Below are 21,974 nucleotides of genomic sequence, written 5' to 3'. Positions count from 1 at the left end.
AAACGGATGACGAAAGCGAAAAGAAAAGGACGGAGCGAAAAGATCCACTCCGTCCTTCTATTGTACCAGTTTATTCGCCTTTTGCAGAGGGCGGTTCTTTTCCCGTCATCGGGGCCATCTCGTTGGAAACGACGGGCGCCCGCGGGATAAAGCCATCTGTCGCTTTCTCTCCCGCCGGAGCCGTTCCTTCCGGCGCGGGGACATCGGTGCCTTCGGAGGCGGGCTTTTCCTCGGGCTTCTCGGGGACGGGCTCTTCCTCGCCGAGCAGCACCGCCAGGTCGTGACCGTCCATCACTTCGCGTTCGAGCAACGTTTCGGCGACGAGGTCGACTTTGTCCCTGTTCTCCGACAGCAGATTCTTGACGCGGACGTAACACTCCTCCACGATCTTGCGGACTTCCTCGTCAATGGCGAAGGCGATCTGGTCGCTGTAGTTGCGGTCTTCGCCCAAGTCGCGGCCGAGGAACACCTCATGGCGCTGGCGTCCCAGCACGACGGGGCCGAGAGAGCTCATGCCGTACTGCGTGACCATGCTGCGGGCCACCTGCGTGGCGCGTTCCAAATCGTTGCTGGCGCCGGTGGTGATGTCGCCGAAAACCAGCTCTTCGGTGACGCGGCCGCCGAGCAACACGCAGATGTTGTTGGTCAGCTCGTTCTTCGAGGCCAGGAAACGGTCCTCGGCCGGAAGCTGGAGCGTATAGCCCAGCGCTGCGCTGCCGCGGGGGATGATCGAGATCTTGTGCACGGGATCGCAGCCGGGGATCAGCTTCGCCACCATCGCGTGCCCCGTCTCGTGGTAGGCGATGATCTTCTTCTCGCGGGGGCCGATCAGGCGGCTCTTGCGCTCGGGGCCGGCGATGGAACGGTCGATGCCCTCTTCCAGCTCGGCCATGCCGATCTCCGTTTTGCCGCCGCGAGCGGCCAGCAGCGCCGCTTCGTTGATGACGTTGGCCAGATCGGCGCCGACGAAGCCGGGCGTGCGCTTGGCCAGCACCTTGAAATCGACGTCGGGCGCGAATTTCTTGTCCTTGGCGTGGACTTTCAGGATCGCCTCGCGCCCTTTCACGTCGGGCGTGTCCACGACCACGTGGCGGTCGAAACGCCCCGGGCGCAGCAGCGCCGGATCGAGCACGTCGGCGCGGTTGGTGGCCGCGATCAGGATGATGCCGGTCTTCTCGTCGAAGCCGTCCATCTCGACGAGCAGCTGGTTCAGCGTCTGCTCGCGCTCGTCGTGGCCGCCGCCGAGGCCGGTGCCTCTCTGGCGGCCGACGGCGTCGATCTCGTCGATGAAGACGAGGCAGGGCTGATACTTGCGGGCCTGTTCGAACAGGTCGCGCACGCGCGAAGCGCCGACGCCGACGAACATTTCCACGAAGTCGGAGCCGCTGGTGCTGAAAAACGGCACGTCCGCTTCGCCGGCGCAGGCGCGGGCCAGCAGGGTCTTGCCGGTTCCGGGCGAGCCGAGCAGCAGCACGCCCTTGGGCACTTTGGCTCCCAGCTTGGTAAAGCGATCGGGCGATTTGAGGAACTCTACCACTTCCTTGAGCTCCTCCTTGGCCTCGTCGCAGCCGGCCACGTCGTTGAAGGTCACCTTGGGGCGGTTGTCGAGGAACATTTTCGCCTTGCTCTTGGCGAAGCTCATGACCTTTCCGCCGCCGCCCTGCATGTTGTGCAGGAAGAAGATCCACACGCCGATCAGCAGCAGCGTGGGGAACACGGACGAAGCCAGCGTCATCCACCACGGCGTTTCCGGCGGCTCGGCGATCTTTACTTCCACGCCCCGGGCGGCGGCTTCTTCGGCCACGTCCTTGACGCCGACGATGTTGCTGACGAACGCTTTGCCGTCGGCGTAACGCCCCTGGGCCCTCATATCGTTGATCGTGAAGTTTTTGATCCGCCCCGCGGCCAGATCGGTCCTGAACTGGCTGTAGGGGATCTCCGCCACTTCGGGGCCCGCGGTCTGAGGCGTGAGAAACATGTTCACAACGCTGACGACGAGCACCACGAGGATCAGATACACGCCGAGGTTCTTCATTAATCGCTGCACAATGGCGCCTCCTTAAAATTCATAACATCACTCCGAAACGGAGCGCACCGTGTGGATCGAAGGCAGGTTGCGCATCTTCTGATCATAATCCATGCCGTAGCCGACCACGAACTCATCGGGAATCACGAATCCCGTGTACTCGACCGGCACGTCGACGACGCGCCGTTCCCTTTTGTCCAGCAGGACGCACACTTCCACGGACGCGGCGCCCTCGTCCTTGAAGTATCCGCGCAGGTGCTGCAGCGTCAGCCCCGTGTCCACGATGTCTTCGACGATCAAAATGTGGCGTCCCTTCACCGCGATGCCCGTTCCCTGCGAAATGGTCACTTTGCCCGACGACGTGGTCGAAGCGCCGTAGGACGCGGCCTTCATGAACTCCATGACGACGTTCACCGACGGCGAGATCTCGCGCACCAGGTCGGCCATGAAGATCACCGCGCCGCGCAGGATGCCGATGACGGTCAGGCTCTGCCCGTCGTATTTCTTGCTGATCTCCGACGCCAGCACGCGAACGCGCGCGGCGATCTGTTCCCTAGCGATCAGGACTTCCGCTGCTTTCAATTCCATAAAGATTCCCTCCAGCGCCCGACAAGGGGACTCAAAACGACCTGAGCAACAATGTTATATTTTACACTATGGCGGAGGATTTCCCATCGGTTTTGTTTTTTTTCCGCCCGAAAAACATTTTTTTGGAAGATCACCGGGAAAAAAGACGTTGTCACATCATATTTTTCAGTATTTTTTTGCAGAACGACCGGCCGCGCCTCATCGAGTGGGCAGCGGGGGCCGAAATCGGACTCCGCTGACGCGCCCTTCAGCCGCAGCGAAACTTTCCAGCCGCCCCAGCGCGCCGTTTCGCCGAGCGAAAGCCGGAGCGCCTCCAGCCGCTTTTCCGCCGCCGGATGCCAGCACAGCAGGCCGTCCCCCGCTTCCACGTCGACCTCGGAGCCCCATTGGAACACAAAGCGTCCGGAACGGCACGTCAGGCGATCCAGCTCTTCGACGCGGGGTCTGGTCAGAGCGGCCAGCCCCAGCCGACGCCCCACAAAGCGCAGCAGTTCACGGCGCTGGAACTCGTGGACGCGGCGCAGTTTGCTCAGGCTCAGGCACGGCCAGCCGCGCCGCGGCAGCGAGACCTCGCGGCACAGCGCGGCCGACTGCTCTTCCTGCATCTTTCGCCAAAGCTGCGCCTCTTCGGCCAGAGAGGCCAAATGCTCGACAACGCCGGGATTGACCTCGCGGGCCAGCAGAGGCATCACTTCGTTGCGGACGCGGTTGCGCTGGTAAATGTTCAACGCGTTCGTCTCGTCTTCTACCCAGCTCCAGCCCTGCGCGCGGAGAAAATCGCGCAGTTCCTCGCGGCGGAACGAAAGCAGCGGGCGGATATAGTTGCCGCGCTGTTCCGGCATCCCCGCCACGCCCCAAAGCCCGCAGCCGCGGGCCATGTTCATGAGCGCGTTTTCGGCCAGATCGTCGCGCGTATGCCCCAAGGCCGCCAGACGGCATCCGAATCTTTGCGCCGTCTCCTCGTAGAGCTCATAGCGAAGCCGACGCCCCGCCGCTTCTTCAGACTCGCCTTTTCGAGACAATTCAGGGACCGGACGGCGTTCGTCCACACAGCGCACGTTCAATTCGGCGCAGCGCTTTTTCACGAACTCGCCGTCGCCGCACGAGGCGCCTCGGATGCCGTGGTCCATATGGACCACGATCAGCTGCGAAGGCTCGTAAAGCCGGGAAAAAAGACAGAGCAGACTCATCGAGTCGCTGCCGCCCGAAACGCCGAGCAGCACCGGCGTCTGGCCGAGCCAGCCACATCGTTCCATGACGCCGCGAAAGCGCCGCGGCACATCGCTTTTCGTCACGTCAGGTTCTCCCCTTTCCTTCGCCTCACGGAAATTGATTCTAAATCGAATACGCAGCAAAATCAAGTTGAAGGCACAAATAAAATCGCGCCCCGTCATAAAAAGATCGCTCGTCCATAGGTGGACAAGCGATCTTTCTCAGGGCTGTTCTTTTGGCGATTCGACCAGTTTCAAGGCGGCCCTCGCCGCTGCCTGCTCAGCTGCCTTGCGGCTGGTTCCTCTGCCGCGGGCGAGCTCTTTGCCGTCCAGCAGAGCCCGGACGATGAAAATCGGATCATGCTCCGGCCCTTTACGCTGAAGCAGTTCATAATAAGGCGTCGGCCCGTTCCGTTCTTGACAGAGGATCTGCAGACGGCTCTTCGGGTCGAGCTGCTCGTGCGACGCTTCCCGCGGACGACGGTTCAGAAAAGCGCGGGCCTGTTCCAGCCCGCCGTCGAGATAAAGTGCCCCGATCAGAGCTTCGACCGCGTCGCCGATCATGTTCTCGCTGGCGCTGCCGCGCTGTCCCATTCCCAAAAGGAGCAGGCCGTCCAATCCCAAAGAATGGCCCCAGGCGGAAAGCACCTCTTCGCGAACCAGCGAAGCGCGCTCGCGGGTCATCTGCCCTTCGCTGGCGTCGGGGCGGGCGCGGAACAGTTCTTCGCTGATCAGCACTTCCAGCACGGCGTCGCCGAGAAACTCGAGGCGTTCGTTCCAGAACGGGACTCCCCGTTCGTGCGCGTAGGAAGAATGAGTCAGCGCTTCTTCCAGCAGGGCCGGGTCGCTGAACTCGTAGCCGATGCGCCGCTGAAACTCGAGCAGATCTTTTGCCCGCGCCGGCTCCGTTCCGTTCATTATCCTTCGTACTTCTGCAGCGCGAGCACGCCGTTATGGCCGCCGAAGCCGAAATTGTTGACGAGGATACGTTTGACGTCCCGGTCATACAGCGTTTCGGCGACGACGTTGACGTCGCATTCGGGATCGGGCGTTTCGTAGTTGCGCGTCTTGTGGACGATCCCCTGCTCGAAGGCCTGGAGCGCCGCCACGACCGCCACGCCGCCGGCCGCGCCGAGCGTGTGGCCGAAGATCGACTTGGTGGAGGTGACGAGCGTATCCTTCGCCTTGTCGCCGAGCAGTCCGTTGATGGCCTTGGACTCCATGATCTCGTTGAGATGTGTGGACGTCCCGTGGGCGTTGACCAGATCGACGCCGTCCCAGCCCGACTGCTTCATGGCCAACTCCATGGCCTTCATGGCGCCGGCGCCGTCGGGATCGGGAGCGGTCAGATGATAGGCGTCGCACGTGGCGCCGTAGCCGGTCAGCTCGCCGTAAATGTGAGCGCCGCGGGCGCGGGCGCGCTCAAGATCCTCAAGGACGACGACGCCGGCTCCCTCCGCGACGATGAAGCCGGCGCGGTCTTTGTCGAAGGGACGGGACGCGCGCTCCGGATCGTCGTTGTGGGTCGTGCACAGCGCCTTCATGGAGGCAAAGCCGGCCACGGTCAGTCCCATCACGCAGGCCTCGGCGCCGCCGGCCAGCATCACGTCGGCATCGCCGCGCTGGACAGCGTACCATGCCTCGCCGATGCTGTTGATCGACGAAGCGCAGGCGGTGACGATGCACATGTTAGGGCCTTTGCAGCCGTACTTGATGGCGATGTAGGCCGAGGTCATGTTGCTGATCATCATCGGGATGGCGAAAGGCCCAACATGGCGAGGCCCTTTTTCGGAAAGATCCTGATATCCTTCCCAGCTGGTGTGCAATCCGCCGGTGCCGGAACCGATGTAGACGCCGAACTTCCAGGGATCGACGGAAGCCGGATCGAGTTTCGCGTCTTCGATCGCCATTGACGCCGCCGCCGTCGAGAACTGAATGACGCGGTCGGTGCGCTTGGCCTCTTTTTTAGCCATATAAAGGGCAGGGTCAAAGTCGATGACCTCTCCCGCGATTTTCACGTTATAGTCTGAAGTGTCGAAGGCAGTAATGCTTCGAACGCCATTTTCTCCCGCTTCAAGAGCGCGCCAGTAATTCTCCTTGCCGATGCCAACGGGGCTGACCACGCCGAGCCCGGTGATCACGACTCTTCGATTCATTTTGAGATCTCCTTGCGTCTCGGTGGACGAATACACTAGATGGTCCTTTGAAAAGGGGGAGAGGAACCGCCGTACTGGTATCCTCTCCCGACAAATACAGCTTCGTTACTCCTCGATGCCAAGCTTGCTGGCGGCGTAGTTGATCGCTTCGCCGACAGTGGTCAGCTTTTCGGCATCCTCATCGGGAATCTCGATGTCGAACTCTTCCTCGATGCCCATGATCAGCTCGACGATGTCAAGGGAATCGGCGCCGAGATCTTCCACGAAAGAAGCCTCGGGGCGGATCTGCTCCTCTTCCACGTCAAGACGGTCGATGATGATTTCCTTCAGGCGAGCGAGAACATCTGCTTTAGTCATAGCTCAAAGCACCTCCATAAAAATATGCGGCCTTGTAAAAGAACCGCTCTATGCCATTGTCATCCCGCCGTCAACGGCGAGAACCTGACCTGTGATGTAAGAACTGCTTTCCTGAGCGAAGAAGGACACGGCATTGGCCACGTCCTCGGGATTGCCCTGACGCCCTTGCGGGATGCCCGCCAGGATCGCTTCCTTGGCGGCGTCGCTCAGGACTTTCGTCATATCGGTGGCGATATAACCGGGAGCGACGCAGTTCACCGTCACGCCCTTGGCGGCGTATTCGCGCGCCACGCACTTGCTGAAACCGATCACGCCGGCCTTGGCCGCGCCGTAATTGGCCTGTCCTGGATTGCCCGTCACGCCCACCACCGAAGAGATGTTGACGATCCGGCCCCAGCGGGCGCGGACCATGGACTTGACCGCTTCGCGCGTGCAGAGGAACACGGACTTGAGATCGGCGTCGAGCACGTCGTCCCAGTCGGCGTCCTTCATCCGCATCAGCAGCCCGTCTTTCGTCCGTCCGGCGTTGTTGACGAGGATCTCGACGGGGCCGAGAGATTCCTTGACGTCGTCGAAAAGTTTCTTCACCGCTTCGGGGCTGGAGACGTCGCCGGCAAAAGCCATCGCTTTTCCGCCCGCGGCGGTGATCTCATCGACCAGAGACTGGGCCGCTTCCGCCGAAGAACGATAGTTCACCGCCACGGAACAACCGTCGGCGGCAAGGCGTTTCGCCACGGCGCGGCCGATGCCGCGGCCGGCGCCGGTCACCAAAGCAACGCGAGCCATCGTTATTCCGCCGCCTTCCGTTCCGTAAAGGGAGCGACCTGCTCGAGATCGGCCGGCTGTTCCACGTTGAGCACCGCGGCCTGACGGGCGATCTTCTTGACCGTACCGCTCAGCACCTTGCCGGGCCCCATCTCGATGAATCCTTCCACTCCCTGCGCAGCCATGGTCTGCACGCTTTCGACCCATCTGACGGGACTGTAGGTCTGAGCGTACAGTCCGTCGCGAATCGCGGAAACGTCGCTGACCGGCTGAGCGGAAACGTTGGCGACCAGCGGGCAGCCGCCGGCGTTCCAGACGCACTTTTCCATTTCGGCCGCCAGACGGTCCGCCACCGGACGCATCAGCGAGCAGTGGAACGGGGCGCTCACGTTCAGCATCACGCAACGCTTGGCGCCTTTTGCGGAAGACAGCGCGACGGCGCGTTCCACCGCGGTCGTATGGCCGGAGATGACCGTCTGCACGGGCGTGTTGTAGTTCGCCGCCTCGCAGACTTCGCCCTGAGCGGCCTCTGCGCAGACGGCGCGGACCGCGTCGGCTTCAAGCCCGAGGATCGCCGCCATGGCGCCTACGCCCCGAGGCACGGCCTCCTGCATGAAGGAACCGCGCTTGTGCACGAGACGCACGCCGTCGGCCAACGACAGTACGCCGTTGGCGACGAGAGCCGTGTACTCGCCAAGGCTGTGTCCGGCCACAAAAGCGGGAGCCAGCGTCACGCCTTTTTCCTGAAGCGCGCGGAACACGGCGATGGACATGGTCAGAATAGCCGGCTGAGTGTAGGCCGTCAGGACCAGTTTGTCCTCGGGACCGCTGAAAATGATGTCGCTGAGAGAAAATCCAAGAGCCTCGTCGGCTTCAGCGAAAGTATCCTTTGCCGCCTTGGAAACGCCGCAAAGTTCCTTTCCCATGCCGACGGCCTGAGAGCCCTGGCCGGGAAAAACGATCGCATACTTCATAGGCTTCGACTCCTTTTAAGCGTTGGCTTCCAAGTCCTTGAGAATAGTTTTGGCCTCGGCGACCATGCTTTCGATGATATCGGCACAGGAACGGATGTCACTCACGAGCGCAGCCGACTGGCCGGCCATGACGGATCCCCGTTCCATGTCGCCGTCGACGACGGCGGCACGAAGACGGCCTGTGCCCAACTTTTCGATCTCGGCCACCGGGGCGTGGTTGTACTCGAGATCGAGGAATTCCTTCGTCAGTTTATTGGCGATGCAGCGCACGGGATGCCCCGTGCTGGCGCCGGTCACCGCGGTGCAGCGCTCTTTCGCCCTGACAAGTTCCTGTTTGTAATCGGGATGCACCGTGCATTCCTTGGAACAAACGAAGCGCGTCCCCACCTGAACTCCTTTGGCCCCCAGAGAGAAAGCGGCCGCCATGCCGCGGCCGTCGACGATGCCGCCGGCGCAGACAACGGGGACTTTCACCGCTTGAGCCACGAGGGGCGTGAGCACCATGGTCGTCAGCTCGCCGATATGTCCGCCGGCTTCCATACCCTCGGCCACCACAGCCTGCGCACCCTGGCGGACGGCACGGATCGCCACCGCCGTGGAAGCGACGACGGGCATGACGATCGCCCCGAGAGGTTTTAACCGCTCGATCACTTTGCCGGGGCTGCCGGCGCCGGTCGTAATGACTTTGATGCGATATTTGGCGGCCAGTTCCACCGCGGCGGGAGCCGTCGGCGACATAAGCATGATGTTCATGCCGTAGGGCTTGTCGGTCAACTCGCGAATCTTGAGCAATTCTTTCTCCAGCAGCTCGGGCGGCGTCGCTCCCGCGGCGATGATACCAAGGCCGCCTGCATTGCTGACCGCAGCGGCCAGCTCCGCATTGGCGATCCAAGCCATAGCCCCTTGGATCACAGGATGTTTAATTCCCAAAAGTTCCGTGATTTCCTTACCGAGCATGAAGAAACGAACCCCTTTCGTTTTTCGCAGTCAGAGCGCTGCCGACACCAATCCTCTCAAACCTCATCAAACGTTCCGGCGAACGGTGCGCGATCGTCAGCACAGCGTCTCCTCGGCAGCAACTTTTTCCAATTCCTGTGCAATATCCTCACGGATACGTTCCAGCGCGTTACGTGCCACGAAGCTGTAGGCCACGCCAATGGCGTTGGCGATGGCGGGCGCTTTGGAACGCCCGTGAGCTTTGATCACCGCGCCGTTCACGCCCATCAGCGCGGAACCGCCGTAGCGCTGATAATCGACGCGCGCGCCAAGTCTCTTCATGGAAGGATACAGCAACAGCGCACCGGCTTTCGCCAGCCAAGATTCCTGGATGGTTTCTTTGACCAGTCCTTTGCAGAATTTGATCAACCCTTCAAAGGACTTGAGCATGACGTTGCCGGAAAAACCGTCGCAAACCACGACGTCCGCGTCGCCCATGGGAACGCGGTTGGCTTCGACATACCCGCCGAAATTCAGGTCGTCGCTGGCGCGCAGTCGTTCGCGAGCCGCCACGATCACGTCGTCGCCCTTGATTTCTTCGGAACCATTGGAAAGCAAACAGACCCGCGGCGACGAGGAGAGCTTTTCCACGTCCTTCATGTAAACGGAACCCATCAGCGAAAATTGTACCAGATTCAGCGGCTTGCAGCGAACGGTGGCTCCAGCGTCAAGAAGGAACACCGGTTTCTTCGTCGGCAGCAAGATCCCCAAGCCGGGACGGTCGATCCCCTTCAGACGGCCGACTACAAGCACACCGCCGGCCACGATCGCGCCGGTGCTGCCGGAAGAGACGCAACCCTTCGCTTCACCAGACCGGACCATTTCCATAGCGATACGCATGCTGGAACGTTTTTTGCAGCGGATCGCCTTTGCGGGCGACTCGTTCGGATCGACCACTTCATCGGTATGGACCACGCGAATGCGGCTTCGGACGCTGCTGTCAGCTTTGTCCAGATAAGGTTCGATGACGGTTTTGTCCCCAATCAAAGCGATCTCGAGATCGCTGTTTTTATTGCATGCTTCAATGACGCCAGGACAGACGGCAGACGCGCCGTGATCGCCGCCCATGGCGTCTACGGCAATGATCATGTTTATCCCTCGTTCCCCCGCACGGCTGAAACCGTGCTTTCTTCACCGCTCGACAGAGCCCGCACGATAAAGCGCCCCACGTAAATCTCTCGGTCGCCCACGTTGGTATGAACGCTCACGATGTACTTGTCGCCTTCATGAACGCCCACTTTTGCCCGGGCCACCAGTCGGTCTCCCACAACCGCAGGAGCGCTGTAGCGGCCGCGGAACGTCTGCACGACAACCATGTCGGCTTCTACCACGGCGATCGCCAGCGTGCTCGCTTGAGCGTAGATGTATTGATCCCAGACCTGGTCGGTGTGGCGAAAGGCCATTTCCTTGGTGGTCTGGAGCATGGAGAGCGCCCAGACGTTTGGCTCCAGCCCCAGAAGTTCGCCGATGAATTCCTCCTGCTTCAGAGAACGCAGGCGACTGACGGCCCGCTCGGCCATCTGGCGGGTGCGTTCGCGCAGTTCCGGCACGCCCATGAGCGCGCGGTCAAGCCGGATCGTACTGAGACTCACTTTCAGCAGCCGAGCGAGATCTTCATCGGTATAGAGAGGATTCTGTTCTATCAGCGCGAATAACTTTTCGTGGCGCTTCAACTTGCCATTTTTCAGTGACATGTTCCTCCCTCGCTTTTAACACCTAGTCCTAATATCTACTCTCGAACTACGCGAAGTATAAAGACTTTACCGTGAAAGGTCAAGACACTTTCAGCCGTCCCCAAATATTTTTTACGTATGAAACTGTGCAGAAATGATATATCCCGCCGTGCCGGCACGTTCTCTCCAGGAAAAGGATTTTCATCGCTTCGCACCGGCTCTTCTTGACAATGAACACTGACTTCCAAGAGAAACGCAAAGAGCCCCCTGCCGTAGCATTTTTACGCAGGGGGCTCTTCAGTTTTCTGTGAGCAGCTCGAGCTTATTCGGCTTTCGCTTCGGTTTCGGCCTTGTCGGCGGCGACCTTGAGCACCTTGCGGCCGCGGTAATAGCCGCAGACAGGGCAGGCGCTGTAGGTCGGGATCATCTCGCCGCAGTGAGAACAGGCCGTCATGCCGGGAGCGGTCTTTTCGCCCAGCCAATGGGCAAAACGCATGTGGGTCCTGCGGTGGGACACTTTCATCTTCGGGGTTGCCATAGTCATTTCCCTCCTTTTTGCTTTTCTTCATCCACAAAATCTGCCAGAGCCAGGAAACGCGGATCTCTTCGATCCTCGGCGGGGAGAAGCGAATCGATCTCAATGCATCCCTCAGGGCACGTCGCGTAAAGCGGCAAAGCCACCACAAGGCATTCCCACACGAGATCGGTCACGTCAACGCTGCCGCCGAGCCACGTAACGGGCAGAACGACCCTGTTGGAATCGTAGAATAATTCCTCTTCTTCCTGTACTTTCCCAACATCTTCCGACTGCAAGACGTAAGAATACATGAATTCCTGCCGAATTGCAACCGTCAAAGGCGCGCAACATCTACGGCATTCGGCAGCAACTTCTCCACTAATTCCGATCAAAACGTCGGCCCCCTCAGGGGTCCGCTGCGTTTCCACGGTGACTTTGACAGGACCGGTGAAGGAGAATTCCTGAGCGCCGCAGGACAGGGGCTCTTTCAGATCCAACGTCCAGATTTGGGAGAGCCTGAGCTGCGAATCTTTCGCTTCCGGCAAAGGCACAACGAAACGCCAGTCCGCCGGCCGTTCGGTCAGTGCCATAAGTCTTGCTCTCTCCGCTCCTGGTCCCCGCTCAGAAAGCCATCTTCTTGGTGTCGCGGGCGATGACCAGCTCTTCGTTGGTGGGAATGACGATGACTTTGACCTTGGAATCGGGAGCGCTGATGACGCGTTCCTCGCCGCGGAAATTATTCTTGGAATAATCCATCTTCACGCCCAGGAATTCAAGTCCTTCGGTGACCATCTGGCGAGTCGTGGCGCTGTTCTCGCCGATACCGGCCGTGAAGACGATGGCGTCGACGCCGCCCATGGCCGCCGCGTAAGCGCCGATGTACTTTTTGACGCTGTAGGTCAGCATTTTATAAGCCAGCGCGCACTTAGCGTCGCCCTTGTTCATGCCTTCTTCGACGTCGCGAAGGTCGGCGGAAACGCCGGAGACGCCGAGCAGACCGCTCTCCTTGTTGAGGATCTTGTCGGTTTTCTCGGCGCCTTCCTTCTGGGCGATAAAGGTGACAACGCTCGGATCCAGGTCGCCGCAGCGAGTGCCCATGACGACGCCGGGAAGCGGCGTGAAGCCCATGGAGGTGTCGACGACCTTGCCGTGGTCGACGGCCGCCAGCGAACTGCCGTTGCCGAGATGGCAGGTGATGATCTTCAGATCTTCGATGGGACGGCCGAGAATTTCGGCGCAGCGGGACGATACGAAGCGGTGGCTGGTGCCGTGGAAACCGTAACGGCGCACGTGGTCTTCCTTGTAATATCTCTCAGGCACGGCATAGCGGAAAGCGTAGTCGGGCATGGTCTGATGGAACGCCGTGTCGAAAACGCCGACCTGAGGGACCGAAGGCAGCGCTGCCGTGATCGCCTCGATGCCGATGATGTTGGCGGGATTGTGAAGAGGCGCAAGGGGGGCACAACGTTTCAGAGCGTCCATCACAGCGGGCGTGATTTTTACGGAGCCGGCGAACTCCTCGCCGCCGTGGACGACGCGGTGCCCGACGGCCCCCAGCTCGTCAAGGCTCTTGAGCACGCCGACTTTGGCGTCGAGCAGCGACTTGAGGACGAGATCGACGGCGACCTTGTGATCGGGGATCGCGGTCTCGGTGACCACCGCGTCCATGCCGATCTTGGTGTGCTTGAGGCGGGAACCGTCGATGCCGATGCGCTCGACCAGACCTTTGGCAAGCACGGACTCGTTGTCCATGTCGAAGACCTGATACTTCAGAGAGGAGCTGCCGCAGTTGATAACGAGAATCTTCATTACAAAAAACCTCCTTGACGTTTTTGACGCTCTGTCGTATATCCAAACTGTCACTCATCCCCTGCGCCGCGGGCAAATTCAGAGGAGAATCACCATCATGAGAAAAATCATCGGCATCGTCGCCGAATACAATCCCTTTCATCGGGGCCATCGGTATCAGATCGAGGAAATAAAAAAAAGAAACGCCGGCGCGGCCGTTATCTCCGTTTTGTCGTCGAACTTCCTGCAGCGGGGCGTGCCCGCGCTACAGGATAAATGGGAACGCGCCCGCGCCGCGGTGCGTTGCGGCGTCGATCTGGCGCTCGAGCTGCCGCTGCCGTTTTCCTGCAACAACGCCGGCGTTTTCGCCGGCGGCGCCGTGGCGCTGCTGAAAGCGACGGGCGTCGTCGAGGCCATTTCCTTCGGCATGGAAGACGAAACGGACCTGCTCGGCGCAATCTCTGCTATTTTAGTCCAGGAACCTCCAGCTTTCAAGGCTGTTTTACAGGATTTCTTAAAAAAAGGTTCTTCTTACGCCCAGGCGAGAGCCGAGGCGGCCGAACGGCTTTGTCCCGGCGCCGGCGCGCTGCTGGGCAAGCCCAACAACACGCTGGCCCTCGCTTACGCGGAGGCGGCGCTGCGCCAGCAGGCCGAATTCGAACTGCTGCCGGTGCGGCGCGTCGGAACCGGATACCATGACCGCAGCGAAGGCGAGATCATGAGCGCTACGGGGATCCGCGAAGCGCTTCTGGACGGGCGGACGGAGCGCGCGTACCGCGCCATGCCGGACGAAAGCGCGGCGATTCTTCGGGGAAATATCGCTGCCGGACGCTGCTGCCTCGATTGGAAGCCGCTTTGGCTGGCGCTGCGGCTGCTGCTCATGCGCGCCGCGAAAGCGGAGCTGGCGCGATACGCCGACATGAGCGAGGGCATCGAAAACCGTTTTTTCGACCAGTATCCGCGCTGCGAAAGTTTCGAAGAACTGGCCGAACGGGTCGCCACGCGCCGCTATCCGCGCACGCGCGTCCGCCGTCAGCTCATGGGGCTGCTGCTGAACGTCGGCGAAGCGGACAACCAGCTCTTTCAGCGCCGCGGCCCCGCCTACATCCGTCCGCTGGCGATGAACGACCGCGGCCGCGAGCTGCTGCGCCTGATGCGCAAAAAGAGTGCGCTGCCGGTGATCACGAAACCCGCGGGATTGCGCGGCGACGACTACGCCCAAAAGATCATGACGCTGGAATTCCGCGGCGCGGCGCTGTGGGAAAGTCTTGTGCCCCGCCCCGACTGGGAGCGCGAGAAAAAAGCCGTGCCGCTGGTCCTGAACGGCTAGCTTCTCACCAGACCGGCGCCGGCTTTGGCGCCGCTGTGAAAGCGCTCCACCAGACGGCGGTACACATAGGGCGGCACGAGGTTGCGCACTTCGCCGCCGAGCTGGAACACGTCCTTGATGGTATGGCTGGAAAGAAACGAATATTTGGCGTCGGTGACGATGAACAGCGTTTCGATCTCCGGCGCCAGCTGACGGTTCATCAGCGCCATCTGAAACTCGTACTCGAAGTCGGACAGCGCCCGCAGACCGCGGATGACGATACTGCTTTTGCGCTGGCGCAGAAAATCCACCAGCAGCCCGGAGAAGGAATTCACCGTGACGTTGGAAAGGTGTTTGAGAGCCTCGCGAGCCATGTCGACCCGTTCGTCGATCGCGAAGGCTCCTTTTTTGTCGGGATTGATCAACACGGAGACCTCGACCTCGTCGAATAGCGCCGCCGCGCGTTCGGCGATGAACACGTGGCCGTTCGTGATCGGATCGAAGGAACCGGGATAGACCGCCTTATGCCTGTACATCGGAGACCTCCTTCAGTTTGAGGAAATCGAGCACCGAAACGCCGTAGCGCCGCTCGTCCGCCAGCTCCCAGGGCGAATCATCCAGGTCGAGCGGCTCGCGCCCGGCGCGCTCGAGGATCACCGTGCCGCCGGGCTTCAACAGTCCGGCATGAGCGCCGAGGAGCCGCGGCAGCTCGCTCATCCACTTCATCTCATAGGGCGGATCGGCGAAGATCACGTCGAAGCTCAGCCCGCGCTTTTCCAGCCAATTCAGCGCCCTGCGCACGTCCATGCAGAGGGCGGTATGATTTTCCGCGCCCAGCGCGCGGCGGATCTCCGCCGCCCGGTCGCGCAGCAGCTCCACCGTGACGATCGACGCGCCGCGGGCGCGCGCCTCCTTCGCCACCCGCCCGGTGCCGGAGAACAGATCGAGAAAGCTCATGCCCGACAGCGGCCCGAGGATACTGAACAGCGCCCCCAGCGTCTTGCCGGCGGTCGGCCTGACCTCTTTCACTGTTCCCGGATCCTCCGCGCCGCATCCGCGACGGCGAAGCGCACCGCCGGCGTCAGAAACGGGGCGAAGACGCCGTCCAGCTTGACCAGCGTACACTCCGGCTTACTGACGATTTTGACGTAGAACTTCTGCTCGTAGCCGGAGTCGGTGCAGATCGTCTCCTCCAGCAGCGTGCCGTCGGCGGCGCAAAAACCGCCGCGGAAAGCCCAGTGCGAATCCTCGCCATGGCGCCCCTGCGCGCTGCCCGTCCGGCCGGTCACCGTCCGGTCGAGAAGTTCAAGATCGACCGGCACCGCCGGCGCGATTCTTACGTGCATGTCCTCCACGCTCCCTTCCACCATTCGCGGCACGCTCCAGGGCGCCGTTTTCTCGATGTAAAGATGATGAATGTCCTTGCCCATGTCCAGCCATTTGCGCTCGTACTTGGTGGTGATGCCGCGCCGGAAATTGAGGCGGCGCTCGGCCAGCTTCAGCGCCGCGTGCGAGCCGAGGATCCGTTCGACCTCGTCGGCGTACCAGCCTTCGTCGGTGGCCATCTCAAAGACGCCGCCGATCTTCAGCACCGAGGCCAACAGAGCGGAAAAACCTTCCGAGGTGACGCGGCGGCGCGCATGGCGCTCCTTCGGCCAGGGGCAGGGAAAACTCATGTAGATGCGCTCCACCGAGTTATCGGCGAAACACTCGCGCACGAGGAAGCGCGCGTCGCCGCACAGCAGGCGCACGTTCCCCAGCTTCAGGCGCGCGACGCGCGACAGCGCTTTTTCGAGGCACATGTGGGAAACTTCCACGCCGTAAACCAGCGCTTCCGGGCGTTTCTGCGCGAGGTCGACGAGAAAATCGCCGTTGCCGAAGCCGATCTCGATCAGCCGCGGCGCGCCCTCGCGCTCGGCCGGCAGGCGGCATTCCGGCGTCGGTCTGAGGACCACGTCTCCACGATTCAAAATTCTTCCCTCCAATGCCTTTTTCACGCAGGGGCAAAATCCATGACTCTCCCTGCGTTTTGCAGGCGCGGAATTCTCGTTTTTTTCTGAAAGACGGCCCATTATAACAAAAAAATCCGCGCCGCGTGAACGGTCCGTCCGCCGCCGTTTTCGAGGGCGAAAAGACGTTCCACGTGGAACATTTCCTATTTTTTCTTGGCGCCGCCGCGTTCGCGGCGATATCTTTCAGGAAATACGACGATCGCGCGCGAAACCGCGCGGGCAAAAAAGGCCGGGCTTCTTTTTCATCGACAAAAAAAGAAGTCCGGCCTCCCCGTTCAAAAATCGGTCACACGCGGCCCTTCACGCCGACGGCTGCGGCGGTCAGAGCCTGCATGAGCTCGTCGTTTTCGTATTCCTCGAGACGTCCCGCGTCGCCGAGCTCGGTCAGCTTCTGATCGACGGGAATGCGCGCCAACGTCTTGAGGCTGAAAAGCTTCTCGATCTCCTCGCGGTGCGACGAGCCGAAAAGGTCCCAGCGCTCGCCGCAGTGCGGGCACACCGCGTAGGACATGTTCTCCACCAGGCCGAGCAGCGGCACGTTCATCATCTTGCCGAGATTGATCTGCTTCTGCACGATCATCGTCGACAGCCCCTGCGGCATGGTCACGGCCAGGATGCCGTCGACCTGGATGCTTTGCATGACCGTCAGCGGCGCGTCGGCGGTCCCCGGCGGCAGATCGATGACGGCGAAGTCGAGCCCGCCCCAAGCGCCGTCTTCCCAGAACTGCTTGATGGTGCCGCTGATCAGCGGACCGCGCCAGACGACGGGCGCGCCGTCGTCCTTGAGCAGCAGATTGACGGAAAGCACTTTGATGCCATTGGCCGTGGCAGGCATTTGGATCTTGTTGTTCTCCACGTACGGCGGCCGATCGATGCCCAGCAGTTTCGGGATCGAAGGACCGGTGACGTCGGCGTCGAGCACGCCGACGCGGTAGCCGGCGCGGTTCAGCGCCACCGCCAGCAGCGCCGACACGGTGCTTTTGCCGACGCCGCCCTTGCCGCTGCCGACGGCGATGATGCGACCGACGCCCTGCCGCGTCGGGCCGGGGATCTTATTGCAGTTTCCGGCCGACGAGCAGCTGCTGCACGAACCATTACACGTCTCGTTCATAACACAAGCCTCCCCAAATAAAAACTCAACGGCCCCATCATACCACTTTTACGCCGTTTTATCCGAGAATCAGCTCGCCAGCCGTGGAAACGAGCGTCGTTTTGACCAGCGTCACCGCCGGACGCACGCCGCTGCCGCGGATCGCGTTGGTCAGCACGCGCGCCGCCAGCACGCCCAGTTCTCTGACCGGCACGCGCAGGCAGTTGGCGCGCAGCAGACGCGCCAGCCGTTCGTCGCCGCAGAGCAGGTCGGGGCGTTCGCCGTCGGGCGAATTCTTCGCCCCGTCCCAGATCACGAACGGTTCGCCGTCGCCCATTTCCGTTTCCAGTTCCGCCAGGAACTCCATCACGGCCGCCGGGCCGCCGCGATAGCGCACGGGATGACGCCCCGCCAGCGCGCGGACCCGCGCCGAGACGCTCTCGCGCTCCAGCGCCACGCTGAATTGGCCTGCGCACGCCGACGGTCCGATGCAGACCACGGGGATTTCCAACGCGCCGAGCTCCCGCGCCTGCGCGCCGAACCAGATTAATCCGTCGGCCTTGCGCCCTTCGACGCGACGCAGCACGTTGGCGGCCAGCGAGGCGCTGCCGCCCTCAAAAAGGAGCAGCTCCATCTTGCAGCGCGACAGCACGCCGGATACCGCGCTCAGGAACTCGCCCGTCCACGGCGCGTCCATGCGTTCCAGCACCACGCCGATGACGCCGGTGCGTTTGCTGGAAAGTCCGCTGGCCACCGCGTCCAGTTCGTAGCCCAGTTTTTTTGCCGCTTTCCAGACGCGACCGCGCGTCTCCGCGGAAATGCGCCGGTCGCCCCTCAGCGCGCGGCTGACGGTGCCTTTGTTGACGCCCGCCTCGAGCGCCACGTCGGCCATCGTGACCCGAGCCATGACGGGCGCCTCAGATCTCGATGATGCTGCCGCCGATGAACTCGCGCAGCAGCGAATTGCTGGGCACCAGACGGGGATCCATGGCCGGAACGAAGCGCAGCATGCGCAGCAGCCGCATCGCCTCGCCGCGCTGGGGCGATTCCTCGCCGACGGAGCGCAGCAAGTTTTCGGCATAAGGTTTCATCACCGGCAGCTCGTAGATCAGCGACGAGTTGAACATCACGTCGGCGTTCTTCTGATAGGGGAAGATATATCTTGCCGCGCCGCGTACCACCGAGGGCCAGCGGTTCAGCGTCGCCTCGGGCGAGTTGCCGCGGGTGCGGTTGTCGCGGATCAAGCGCCGCAGCAGGCGCAGGTCGGTCGTACTGGTGCGGGAATGCTGGTCGAGGCAGAGGCTGGTCAGCGGCGAGAGGAACACGCCGTAGCGCGCCTGCGGAGGGATCGCCGCCAGCACTTTGTCGTTGAGCCCGTGGAGTCCCTCGAGGATCAGCACGTCGTCCTTTTCCAGTTTCAGTTCGGCTCCGGCCATGCGACGCCCCTCGTAAAAGTCGAAGCGCGGCAGCCGTACCGTTTTTCCCGTCAGCAGCGCATGGATGTGCTCGTTCAACAGCTCGGTGTCCACCGCCTCGACCGCCTCGAAGTCGCGCTTGCCGTCCTCGTCGAGCGGGCACTCGTCGCGGTCCACGAAGTAGTCGTCCAGCGAGATCGCCACGGGGCGCCGGCCGGCCACTTCCAGCTGGATGCGCAGCTTGTGCGACGTGGTCGTCTTGCCGGAGCCCGACGGGCCGGCGATGGTGATGACGCGGCGCTCGGGGACGCTCAAAAAATCCTGCGTCACCTCGGCGACCTTCTGGGCGTGAAGCGCTTCGGACATGAGGATCAGTTCCTTGCCGCCGTCGCGCGCCACCGCTTCGCAGATCTCCACGAGATTGACGACGTGGAGTTTGCGCATCCAGTCGGCGTAGTCGAGAAATACCGTGGAAAGCTTGTGCGAAGGCCGGTATTCGGGCAGCCCGCCGCGGCTCAGCGCGACCGGGAAGCGCAGCACGACGCCCGGCGTCAGTTTCGAAAGCTTGTAAGGACGAAGATAGCCGGTGGAAGGAACCATCGGCGAATAGAAGTGGTCGCGCTCGCCGTCGCAGCAGGCCATCTCCACGGGCAGATCGGACCACATATGAGCCAGCAGTTTCGCCTTGTCGGGGCGCTCGTGTTCTTCGAAAAAACGCCGCGCTTCGTCGATCGGCGTCATCTCGGCGCGGATGGGCAAATCGGCGGCGATGATCCGTTCCATCTCCGCGGCGATGGCGCTGACCTTGTCCGCGGGGATTTCCTCGTCTTCGCCGTTAAGCCGTTCCCCCGGACGGGGCATAAGCTCCCAGAACGTGCCTTCGGAAATGGAATGGGTGACGCGCAGCCCGCGCCCCAGCACGCGACGGGCGGCAATGGTCAGCACGAAGCTCAGCGAGCTCTGAAAGACGCTCACGCCCTCCGCCGAGGCCAAGTCGACCCAGCTGATCCGGGCGTCCTTGTCCACGATCCAGTTCAGCGGACGCAGATAATGATTGACGTGCCACGCCACCACCGGCACGCCGCTTTGCGAGCCGCCCAAGCGGCGCAACAGTTCCTCGCCGCTTGTCGGCGCGTCGCACGGCACGCTCTTTCCGTCGGGGAAAAACACGTTAAACATCTCCCAGCCTCCTCACAGACAGGTCTGCGCGGCGAAATCGTACCGCGCGCATTTTGCCTTTTATTATACCGTGTCATACAATAATCGGCGCAGCGCGAGTGAGAAATCTTCGTGCAAAGGAGGCGAACACCCATGGCCGACGGTTTCGAAAGCGACCGCAGCGAAGCCTATTTCAACGGCGGCATGAAGCCGCGCCCGGCGCCGCGACGCATCGGGGCGGCCGAGAAAAAACGCGGCGGGAAAACGGCCGCGGCGAAACGAAAGGATCCCCGCTCCGGAGGATAAAAATTTCCTCCGGAGCGGGGATCCTTTTTCGATCCGCGGCTCAGCAGTTGATGATGAAGTGTTCGGGTTCGTAAAAGGTCTGGAAGTCGGTGAGGTTGTTCTCGCGGGCGATGTTTTCCACCTCGTCCTCGCTCTCCACGCTGAAAACGTCCACGCCCTCGTCGGTGTAATTGACGAGCAGGCAGCCGTAGCCTTCCTTGACGCCGTCCTTGAAAGCCTGGAGGTACAGTTCCAGCTCGATCAGGTCCTCGAAGAAGATCTCGCTGGACAGTTCGCCCTCGCTCTCCGCGCCTTCCTCGTCCTCCGTCAGCGCCTGAAGATAGGAAGCGATGCGTTCGTTCATCGTCTGTTCGAACTCGGGGGCGATGTCGAGCTGCATCTCGTTCTCGTTCAGCTCCCTGAAACTGCCGGCCGGCTTCCCTTCAAGCCACAGCTCGCCGGAATACAGAAGGCTCTCGTCGTTGTCCCGCTCGGCCAGATTGTGGATTTCCACCCCGTTGATCGACGCGTGCTCGATGTCTTTCATTTTAGAAGGTCTCCTTCCCGGAACTTTCATTCCTCGGAATGCTGTCACTCATTTTACCCGAATCGGAGCGTAACCGCCAGCCTCCTTTTCGCGGAGCCACCTTTTTTTAGACTCATAACAGGAAACGGATCACCAGCGGCAGCGTCAGCACCGACAGCATCGTGCTGACCATGACGGCGCGGGCCGTATAATCGCCGTCCATGCCCATGGCTTCGGCCATTGGAAACGTGTTCATGGCCACCGGCATGGCCATGACGAGGATGCAGGTTTTCACCATCTCGGGCTGAGACGGGAAAAATCTAAAACCCAGCGCGAGGATCAGCGGCGAAATGATCAGACGTACGATCATGTCGGGCCAGACCTGAAGCAGATCGCGCCGCAGCTCGCCGGGCTTGAGCTTCATGCCCAGCGTTATCAGCGCCAGCCCGGTGCCGAGGTCGCCGAGAATCTTCAGCGACAGGTCGAGCCAGCGCGGCAGAGGCAGGCCGACGCCCACATTCCAAAGCGCTCCCAACACGATGCTGAGCACCACGGGATTACGGCTCAGCGAGCGGAAAACGCGCCGCAGGGAATCCTTTCTCAGCCCGCCGTGAAGCACGATCAGACCGCTGACGGCAGAAAAAATTTCAAAACCCGCCACGGAAAGCGCCATGAAGCGCCCGTAATATTCGAGCGCGCCTTCGCCCCAGAGCATGACCACAGCCGGCATGCCCATAAACATGTTGTTCGAGCGGATCGCCATCATCACCGAGGCAGCTTTGCGCCGCGCGTCGCCGCGCCGAAAACGCTCGCTCAGCCAGGCGCAGAAGATCATGCCCAAGTAGCCGCCGTACAGCGCAAGGACGAAATTGACGTCGCCAAGATCGCGGGCGCTGACCGACAGCGTGATGCGGAAAACCAGGCAGGGCGCGGCCACATAAAAAACAACGCGCCCCATCTGCGAGCCGCCCTCGTCGTTCAAGATCCCCACGCGCTTCAACCCCCACCCCGTCATGATGCAGCACATGATGGGCAGGATCAACAGAAAACCGCCAAGCATGACCTCAGCACCTCCGCCGGAAAATGTTTTTCGTTATAAATTTTCCGGCGGAAAAAGGGAACCCCGCT

Annotated in this window: 24 protein-coding genes; 2 read left to right on the top strand and 22 right to left on the bottom strand. The window is 61.6% G+C overall.

Annotated features, from left to right (window positions below; translation table 11 throughout):
• Positions 1-70 precede the first annotated feature (70 nt).
• The 14 genes from ftsH to D7D26_RS00760 form a co-directional block, all read right to left on the bottom strand.
• Positions 71-2,047, bottom strand: a complete 1,977-nt coding sequence (ftsH, locus tag D7D26_RS00825; protein ID WP_120371653.1) for an ATP-dependent zinc metalloprotease FtsH — start codon at positions 2,045-2,047, stop codon at positions 71-73.
• A gap of 27 nt (positions 2,048-2,074) precedes the next feature.
• Positions 2,075-2,614 (bottom strand): hypoxanthine phosphoribosyltransferase, encoded by a 540-nt coding sequence (hpt, locus tag D7D26_RS00820; protein WP_078015096.1) that lies wholly within the window; start codon positions 2,612-2,614, stop codon positions 2,075-2,077.
• The gene (gene tilS / locus D7D26_RS00815; RefSeq protein ID WP_158606210.1) at positions 2,605-3,909 is read right to left on the bottom strand and encodes a tRNA lysidine(34) synthetase TilS; all 1,305 of its coding nucleotides are present in this window, start codon (positions 3,907-3,909) and stop codon (positions 2,605-2,607) included. Before tilS ends, hpt begins: the two co-directional genes overlap by 10 nt.
• Before the next feature lie 138 nt (positions 3,910-4,047).
• Positions 4,048-4,743 carry a ribonuclease III gene (rnc, locus tag D7D26_RS00810; RefSeq protein WP_120371651.1) on the bottom strand — a complete coding sequence of 232 codons (696 nt, stop codon included), beginning with the start codon at positions 4,741-4,743 and terminating at the stop codon, positions 4,048-4,050.
• Positions 4,743-5,981, bottom strand: a complete 1,239-nt coding sequence (gene fabF / locus D7D26_RS00805) for a beta-ketoacyl-ACP synthase II (protein ID WP_120371650.1) — start codon at positions 5,979-5,981, stop codon at positions 4,743-4,745. The genes rnc and fabF overlap by 1 nt, the downstream gene beginning before the upstream one ends.
• Positions 5,982-6,086: 105 nt before the next feature.
• Complete coding sequence (acpP, locus tag D7D26_RS00800; RefSeq protein ID WP_009164755.1) at positions 6,087-6,338, bottom strand: acyl carrier protein; 252 nt, start codon at positions 6,336-6,338, stop codon at positions 6,087-6,089.
• Between the two features lie 48 nt (positions 6,339-6,386).
• Positions 6,387-7,124, bottom strand: a complete 738-nt coding sequence (gene fabG, locus D7D26_RS00795; RefSeq protein ID WP_120371649.1) for a 3-oxoacyl-[acyl-carrier-protein] reductase — start codon at positions 7,122-7,124, stop codon at positions 6,387-6,389.
• 2 nt (positions 7,125-7,126) lie between these two features.
• Complete coding sequence (gene fabD / locus D7D26_RS00790) at positions 7,127-8,077, bottom strand: ACP S-malonyltransferase (protein ID WP_120371648.1); 951 nt, start codon at positions 8,075-8,077, stop codon at positions 7,127-7,129.
• Between the two features lie 15 nt (positions 8,078-8,092).
• Positions 8,093-9,034, bottom strand: coding sequence for a nitronate monooxygenase (locus D7D26_RS00785; RefSeq protein WP_078015102.1), 942 nt, complete (start codon positions 9,032-9,034; stop codon positions 8,093-8,095).
• 96 nt (positions 9,035-9,130) lie between these two features.
• Entirely contained in the window at positions 9,131-10,162 is a 1,032-nt protein-coding gene (gene plsX, locus D7D26_RS00780; protein ID WP_120371647.1) for a phosphate acyltransferase PlsX, read from the bottom strand.
• 2 nt (positions 10,163-10,164) lie between these two features.
• A complete protein-coding gene (fapR, locus tag D7D26_RS00775; protein WP_120371646.1) occupies positions 10,165-10,767 on the bottom strand; it encodes a transcription factor FapR in 603 nt (200 codons plus the stop codon).
• A gap of 301 nt (positions 10,768-11,068) precedes the next feature.
• Complete coding sequence (gene rpmF / locus D7D26_RS00770; protein WP_078015105.1) at positions 11,069-11,284, bottom strand: 50S ribosomal protein L32; 216 nt, start codon at positions 11,282-11,284, stop codon at positions 11,069-11,071.
• Positions 11,285-11,286: 2 nt separating this feature from the next.
• Positions 11,287-11,853 (bottom strand): YceD family protein, encoded by a 567-nt coding sequence (locus D7D26_RS00765; RefSeq protein WP_120371645.1) that lies wholly within the window; start codon positions 11,851-11,853, stop codon positions 11,287-11,289.
• Positions 11,854-11,884: 31 nt separating this feature from the next.
• Entirely contained in the window at positions 11,885-13,072 is a 1,188-nt protein-coding gene (locus tag D7D26_RS00760) for an acetate/propionate family kinase (RefSeq protein WP_120371644.1), read from the bottom strand.
• A 97-nt stretch (positions 13,073-13,169) separates the two neighbouring features.
• Between D7D26_RS00760 and D7D26_RS00755 the strand changes: the two genes are divergently transcribed.
• Positions 13,170-14,381: a tRNA(Met) cytidine acetate ligase gene (locus D7D26_RS00755; RefSeq protein ID WP_120371643.1), complete on the top strand. Its 1,212-nt coding sequence runs from the start codon at positions 13,170-13,172 to the stop codon at positions 14,379-14,381.
• On the opposite strand, the gene coaD is transcribed toward D7D26_RS00755, so the two are convergent.
• The 6 genes from coaD to D7D26_RS00725 all read right to left on the bottom strand — a co-directional run bounded on the left by coaD (position 14,378) and on the right by D7D26_RS00725 (position 20,056).
• The gene (gene coaD / locus D7D26_RS00750; protein WP_078015109.1) at positions 14,378-14,896 is read right to left on the bottom strand and encodes a pantetheine-phosphate adenylyltransferase; all 519 of its coding nucleotides are present in this window, start codon (positions 14,894-14,896) and stop codon (positions 14,378-14,380) included. The genes D7D26_RS00755 and coaD overlap by 4 nt on opposite strands.
• Complete coding sequence (locus tag D7D26_RS00745) at positions 14,883-15,389, bottom strand: RsmD family RNA methyltransferase (RefSeq protein ID WP_078015110.1); 507 nt, start codon at positions 15,387-15,389, stop codon at positions 14,883-14,885. The genes coaD and D7D26_RS00745 overlap by 14 nt, the downstream gene beginning before the upstream one ends.
• Positions 15,386-16,330: a tRNA (guanosine(46)-N7)-methyltransferase TrmB gene (trmB, locus tag D7D26_RS00740; RefSeq protein WP_120371642.1), complete on the bottom strand. Its 945-nt coding sequence runs from the start codon at positions 16,328-16,330 to the stop codon at positions 15,386-15,388. The genes D7D26_RS00745 and trmB overlap by 4 nt, the downstream gene beginning before the upstream one ends.
• Before the next feature lie 328 nt (positions 16,331-16,658).
• Positions 16,659-17,483 carry an Mrp/NBP35 family ATP-binding protein gene (locus D7D26_RS00735; protein ID WP_120371641.1) on the bottom strand — a complete coding sequence of 275 codons (825 nt, stop codon included), beginning with the start codon at positions 17,481-17,483 and terminating at the stop codon, positions 16,659-16,661.
• Positions 17,484-17,541: 58 nt separating this feature from the next.
• Positions 17,542-18,369 (bottom strand): LacI family DNA-binding transcriptional regulator, encoded by an 828-nt coding sequence (locus D7D26_RS00730; protein ID WP_120371640.1) that lies wholly within the window; start codon positions 18,367-18,369, stop codon positions 17,542-17,544.
• A 10-nt stretch (positions 18,370-18,379) separates the two neighbouring features.
• Positions 18,380-20,056: a nucleoside kinase gene (locus D7D26_RS00725; RefSeq protein ID WP_120371639.1), complete on the bottom strand. Its 1,677-nt coding sequence runs from the start codon at positions 20,054-20,056 to the stop codon at positions 18,380-18,382.
• Positions 20,057-20,188: 132 nt separating this feature from the next.
• Between D7D26_RS00725 and D7D26_RS12215 the strand changes: the two genes are divergently transcribed.
• On the top strand, positions 20,189-20,341 hold the full coding sequence (locus tag D7D26_RS12215; RefSeq protein WP_158606209.1) for a hypothetical protein: 153 nt from the start codon (positions 20,189-20,191) through the stop codon (positions 20,339-20,341).
• Positions 20,342-20,381: 40 nt separating this feature from the next.
• Here the strand turns inward: D7D26_RS12215 and D7D26_RS00720 are convergent, their stop codons facing one another.
• Both D7D26_RS00720 and D7D26_RS00715 read right to left on the bottom strand, forming a co-directional pair.
• Positions 20,382-20,867: a hypothetical protein gene (locus tag D7D26_RS00720; protein ID WP_120371638.1), complete on the bottom strand. Its 486-nt coding sequence runs from the start codon at positions 20,865-20,867 to the stop codon at positions 20,382-20,384.
• 112 nt (positions 20,868-20,979) lie between these two features.
• Positions 20,980-21,906, bottom strand: coding sequence for an AEC family transporter (locus D7D26_RS00715; RefSeq protein ID WP_078015115.1), 927 nt, complete (start codon positions 21,904-21,906; stop codon positions 20,980-20,982).
• Between the last annotated feature and the right edge of the window lie 68 nt (positions 21,907-21,974).

It is taken from the genome of Pyramidobacter sp. CG50-2, from assembly GCF_003612005.1.
Taxonomy (GTDB): domain Bacteria; phylum Synergistota; class Synergistia; order Synergistales; family Dethiosulfovibrionaceae; genus Pyramidobacter.
Note: the sequence above shows the minus strand (reverse complement) of the source record. Positions and strands in the feature narration are given on the sequence as shown.

Excerpts from the sequence above, each read along its gene's own strand:
- hpt (WP_078015096.1), bottom strand. The coding sequence starts at position 2,614 with ATGGAATTGAAAGCAGCGGAAGTCCTGATCGCTAGGGAACAGATCGCC.
- rnc (WP_120371651.1), bottom strand. The coding sequence starts at position 4,743 with ATGAACGGAACGGAGCCGGCGCGGGCAAAAGATCTGCTCGAGTTTCAG.
- fabF (WP_120371650.1), bottom strand. The coding sequence starts at position 5,981 with ATGAATCGAAGAGTCGTGATCACCGGGCTCGGCGTGGTCAGCCCCGTT.
- acpP (WP_009164755.1), bottom strand. The coding sequence starts at position 6,338 with ATGACTAAAGCAGATGTTCTCGCTCGCCTGAAGGAAATCATCATCGAC.
- fabG (WP_120371649.1), bottom strand. The coding sequence starts at position 7,124 with ATGGCTCGCGTTGCTTTGGTGACCGGCGCCGGCCGCGGCATCGGCCGC.
- fabD (WP_120371648.1), bottom strand. The coding sequence starts at position 8,077 with ATGAAGTATGCGATCGTTTTTCCCGGCCAGGGCTCTCAGGCCGTCGGC.
- D7D26_RS00785 (WP_078015102.1), bottom strand. The coding sequence starts at position 9,034 with ATGCTCGGTAAGGAAATCACGGAACTTTTGGGAATTAAACATCCTGTG.
- plsX (WP_120371647.1), bottom strand. The coding sequence starts at position 10,162 with ATGATCATTGCCGTAGACGCCATGGGCGGCGATCACGGCGCGTCTGCC.
- fapR (WP_120371646.1), bottom strand. The coding sequence starts at position 10,767 with ATGTCACTGAAAAATGGCAAGTTGAAGCGCCACGAAAAGTTATTCGCG.
- rpmF (WP_078015105.1), bottom strand. The coding sequence starts at position 11,284 with ATGGCAACCCCGAAGATGAAAGTGTCCCACCGCAGGACCCACATGCGT.
- D7D26_RS00765 (WP_120371645.1), bottom strand. The coding sequence starts at position 11,853 with ATGGCACTGACCGAACGGCCGGCGGACTGGCGTTTCGTTGTGCCTTTG.
- D7D26_RS00760 (WP_120371644.1), bottom strand. The coding sequence starts at position 13,072 with ATGAAGATTCTCGTTATCAACTGCGGCAGCTCCTCTCTGAAGTATCAG.
- D7D26_RS00755 (WP_120371643.1), top strand. The coding sequence starts at position 13,170 with ATGAGAAAAATCATCGGCATCGTCGCCGAATACAATCCCTTTCATCGG.
- coaD (WP_078015109.1), bottom strand. The coding sequence starts at position 14,896 with ATGTACAGGCATAAGGCGGTCTATCCCGGTTCCTTCGATCCGATCACG.
- D7D26_RS00735 (WP_120371641.1), bottom strand. The coding sequence starts at position 17,483 with ATGAACGAGACGTGTAATGGTTCGTGCAGCAGCTGCTCGTCGGCCGGA.
- D7D26_RS00730 (WP_120371640.1), bottom strand. The coding sequence starts at position 18,369 with ATGGCTCGGGTCACGATGGCCGACGTGGCGCTCGAGGCGGGCGTCAAC.
- D7D26_RS00725 (WP_120371639.1), bottom strand. The coding sequence starts at position 20,056 with ATGTTTAACGTGTTTTTCCCCGACGGAAAGAGCGTGCCGTGCGACGCG.
- D7D26_RS12215 (WP_158606209.1), top strand. The coding sequence starts at position 20,189 with ATGGCCGACGGTTTCGAAAGCGACCGCAGCGAAGCCTATTTCAACGGC.
- D7D26_RS00720 (WP_120371638.1), bottom strand. The coding sequence starts at position 20,867 with ATGAAAGACATCGAGCACGCGTCGATCAACGGGGTGGAAATCCACAAT.
- D7D26_RS00715 (WP_078015115.1), bottom strand. The coding sequence starts at position 21,906 with ATGCTTGGCGGTTTTCTGTTGATCCTGCCCATCATGTGCTGCATCATG.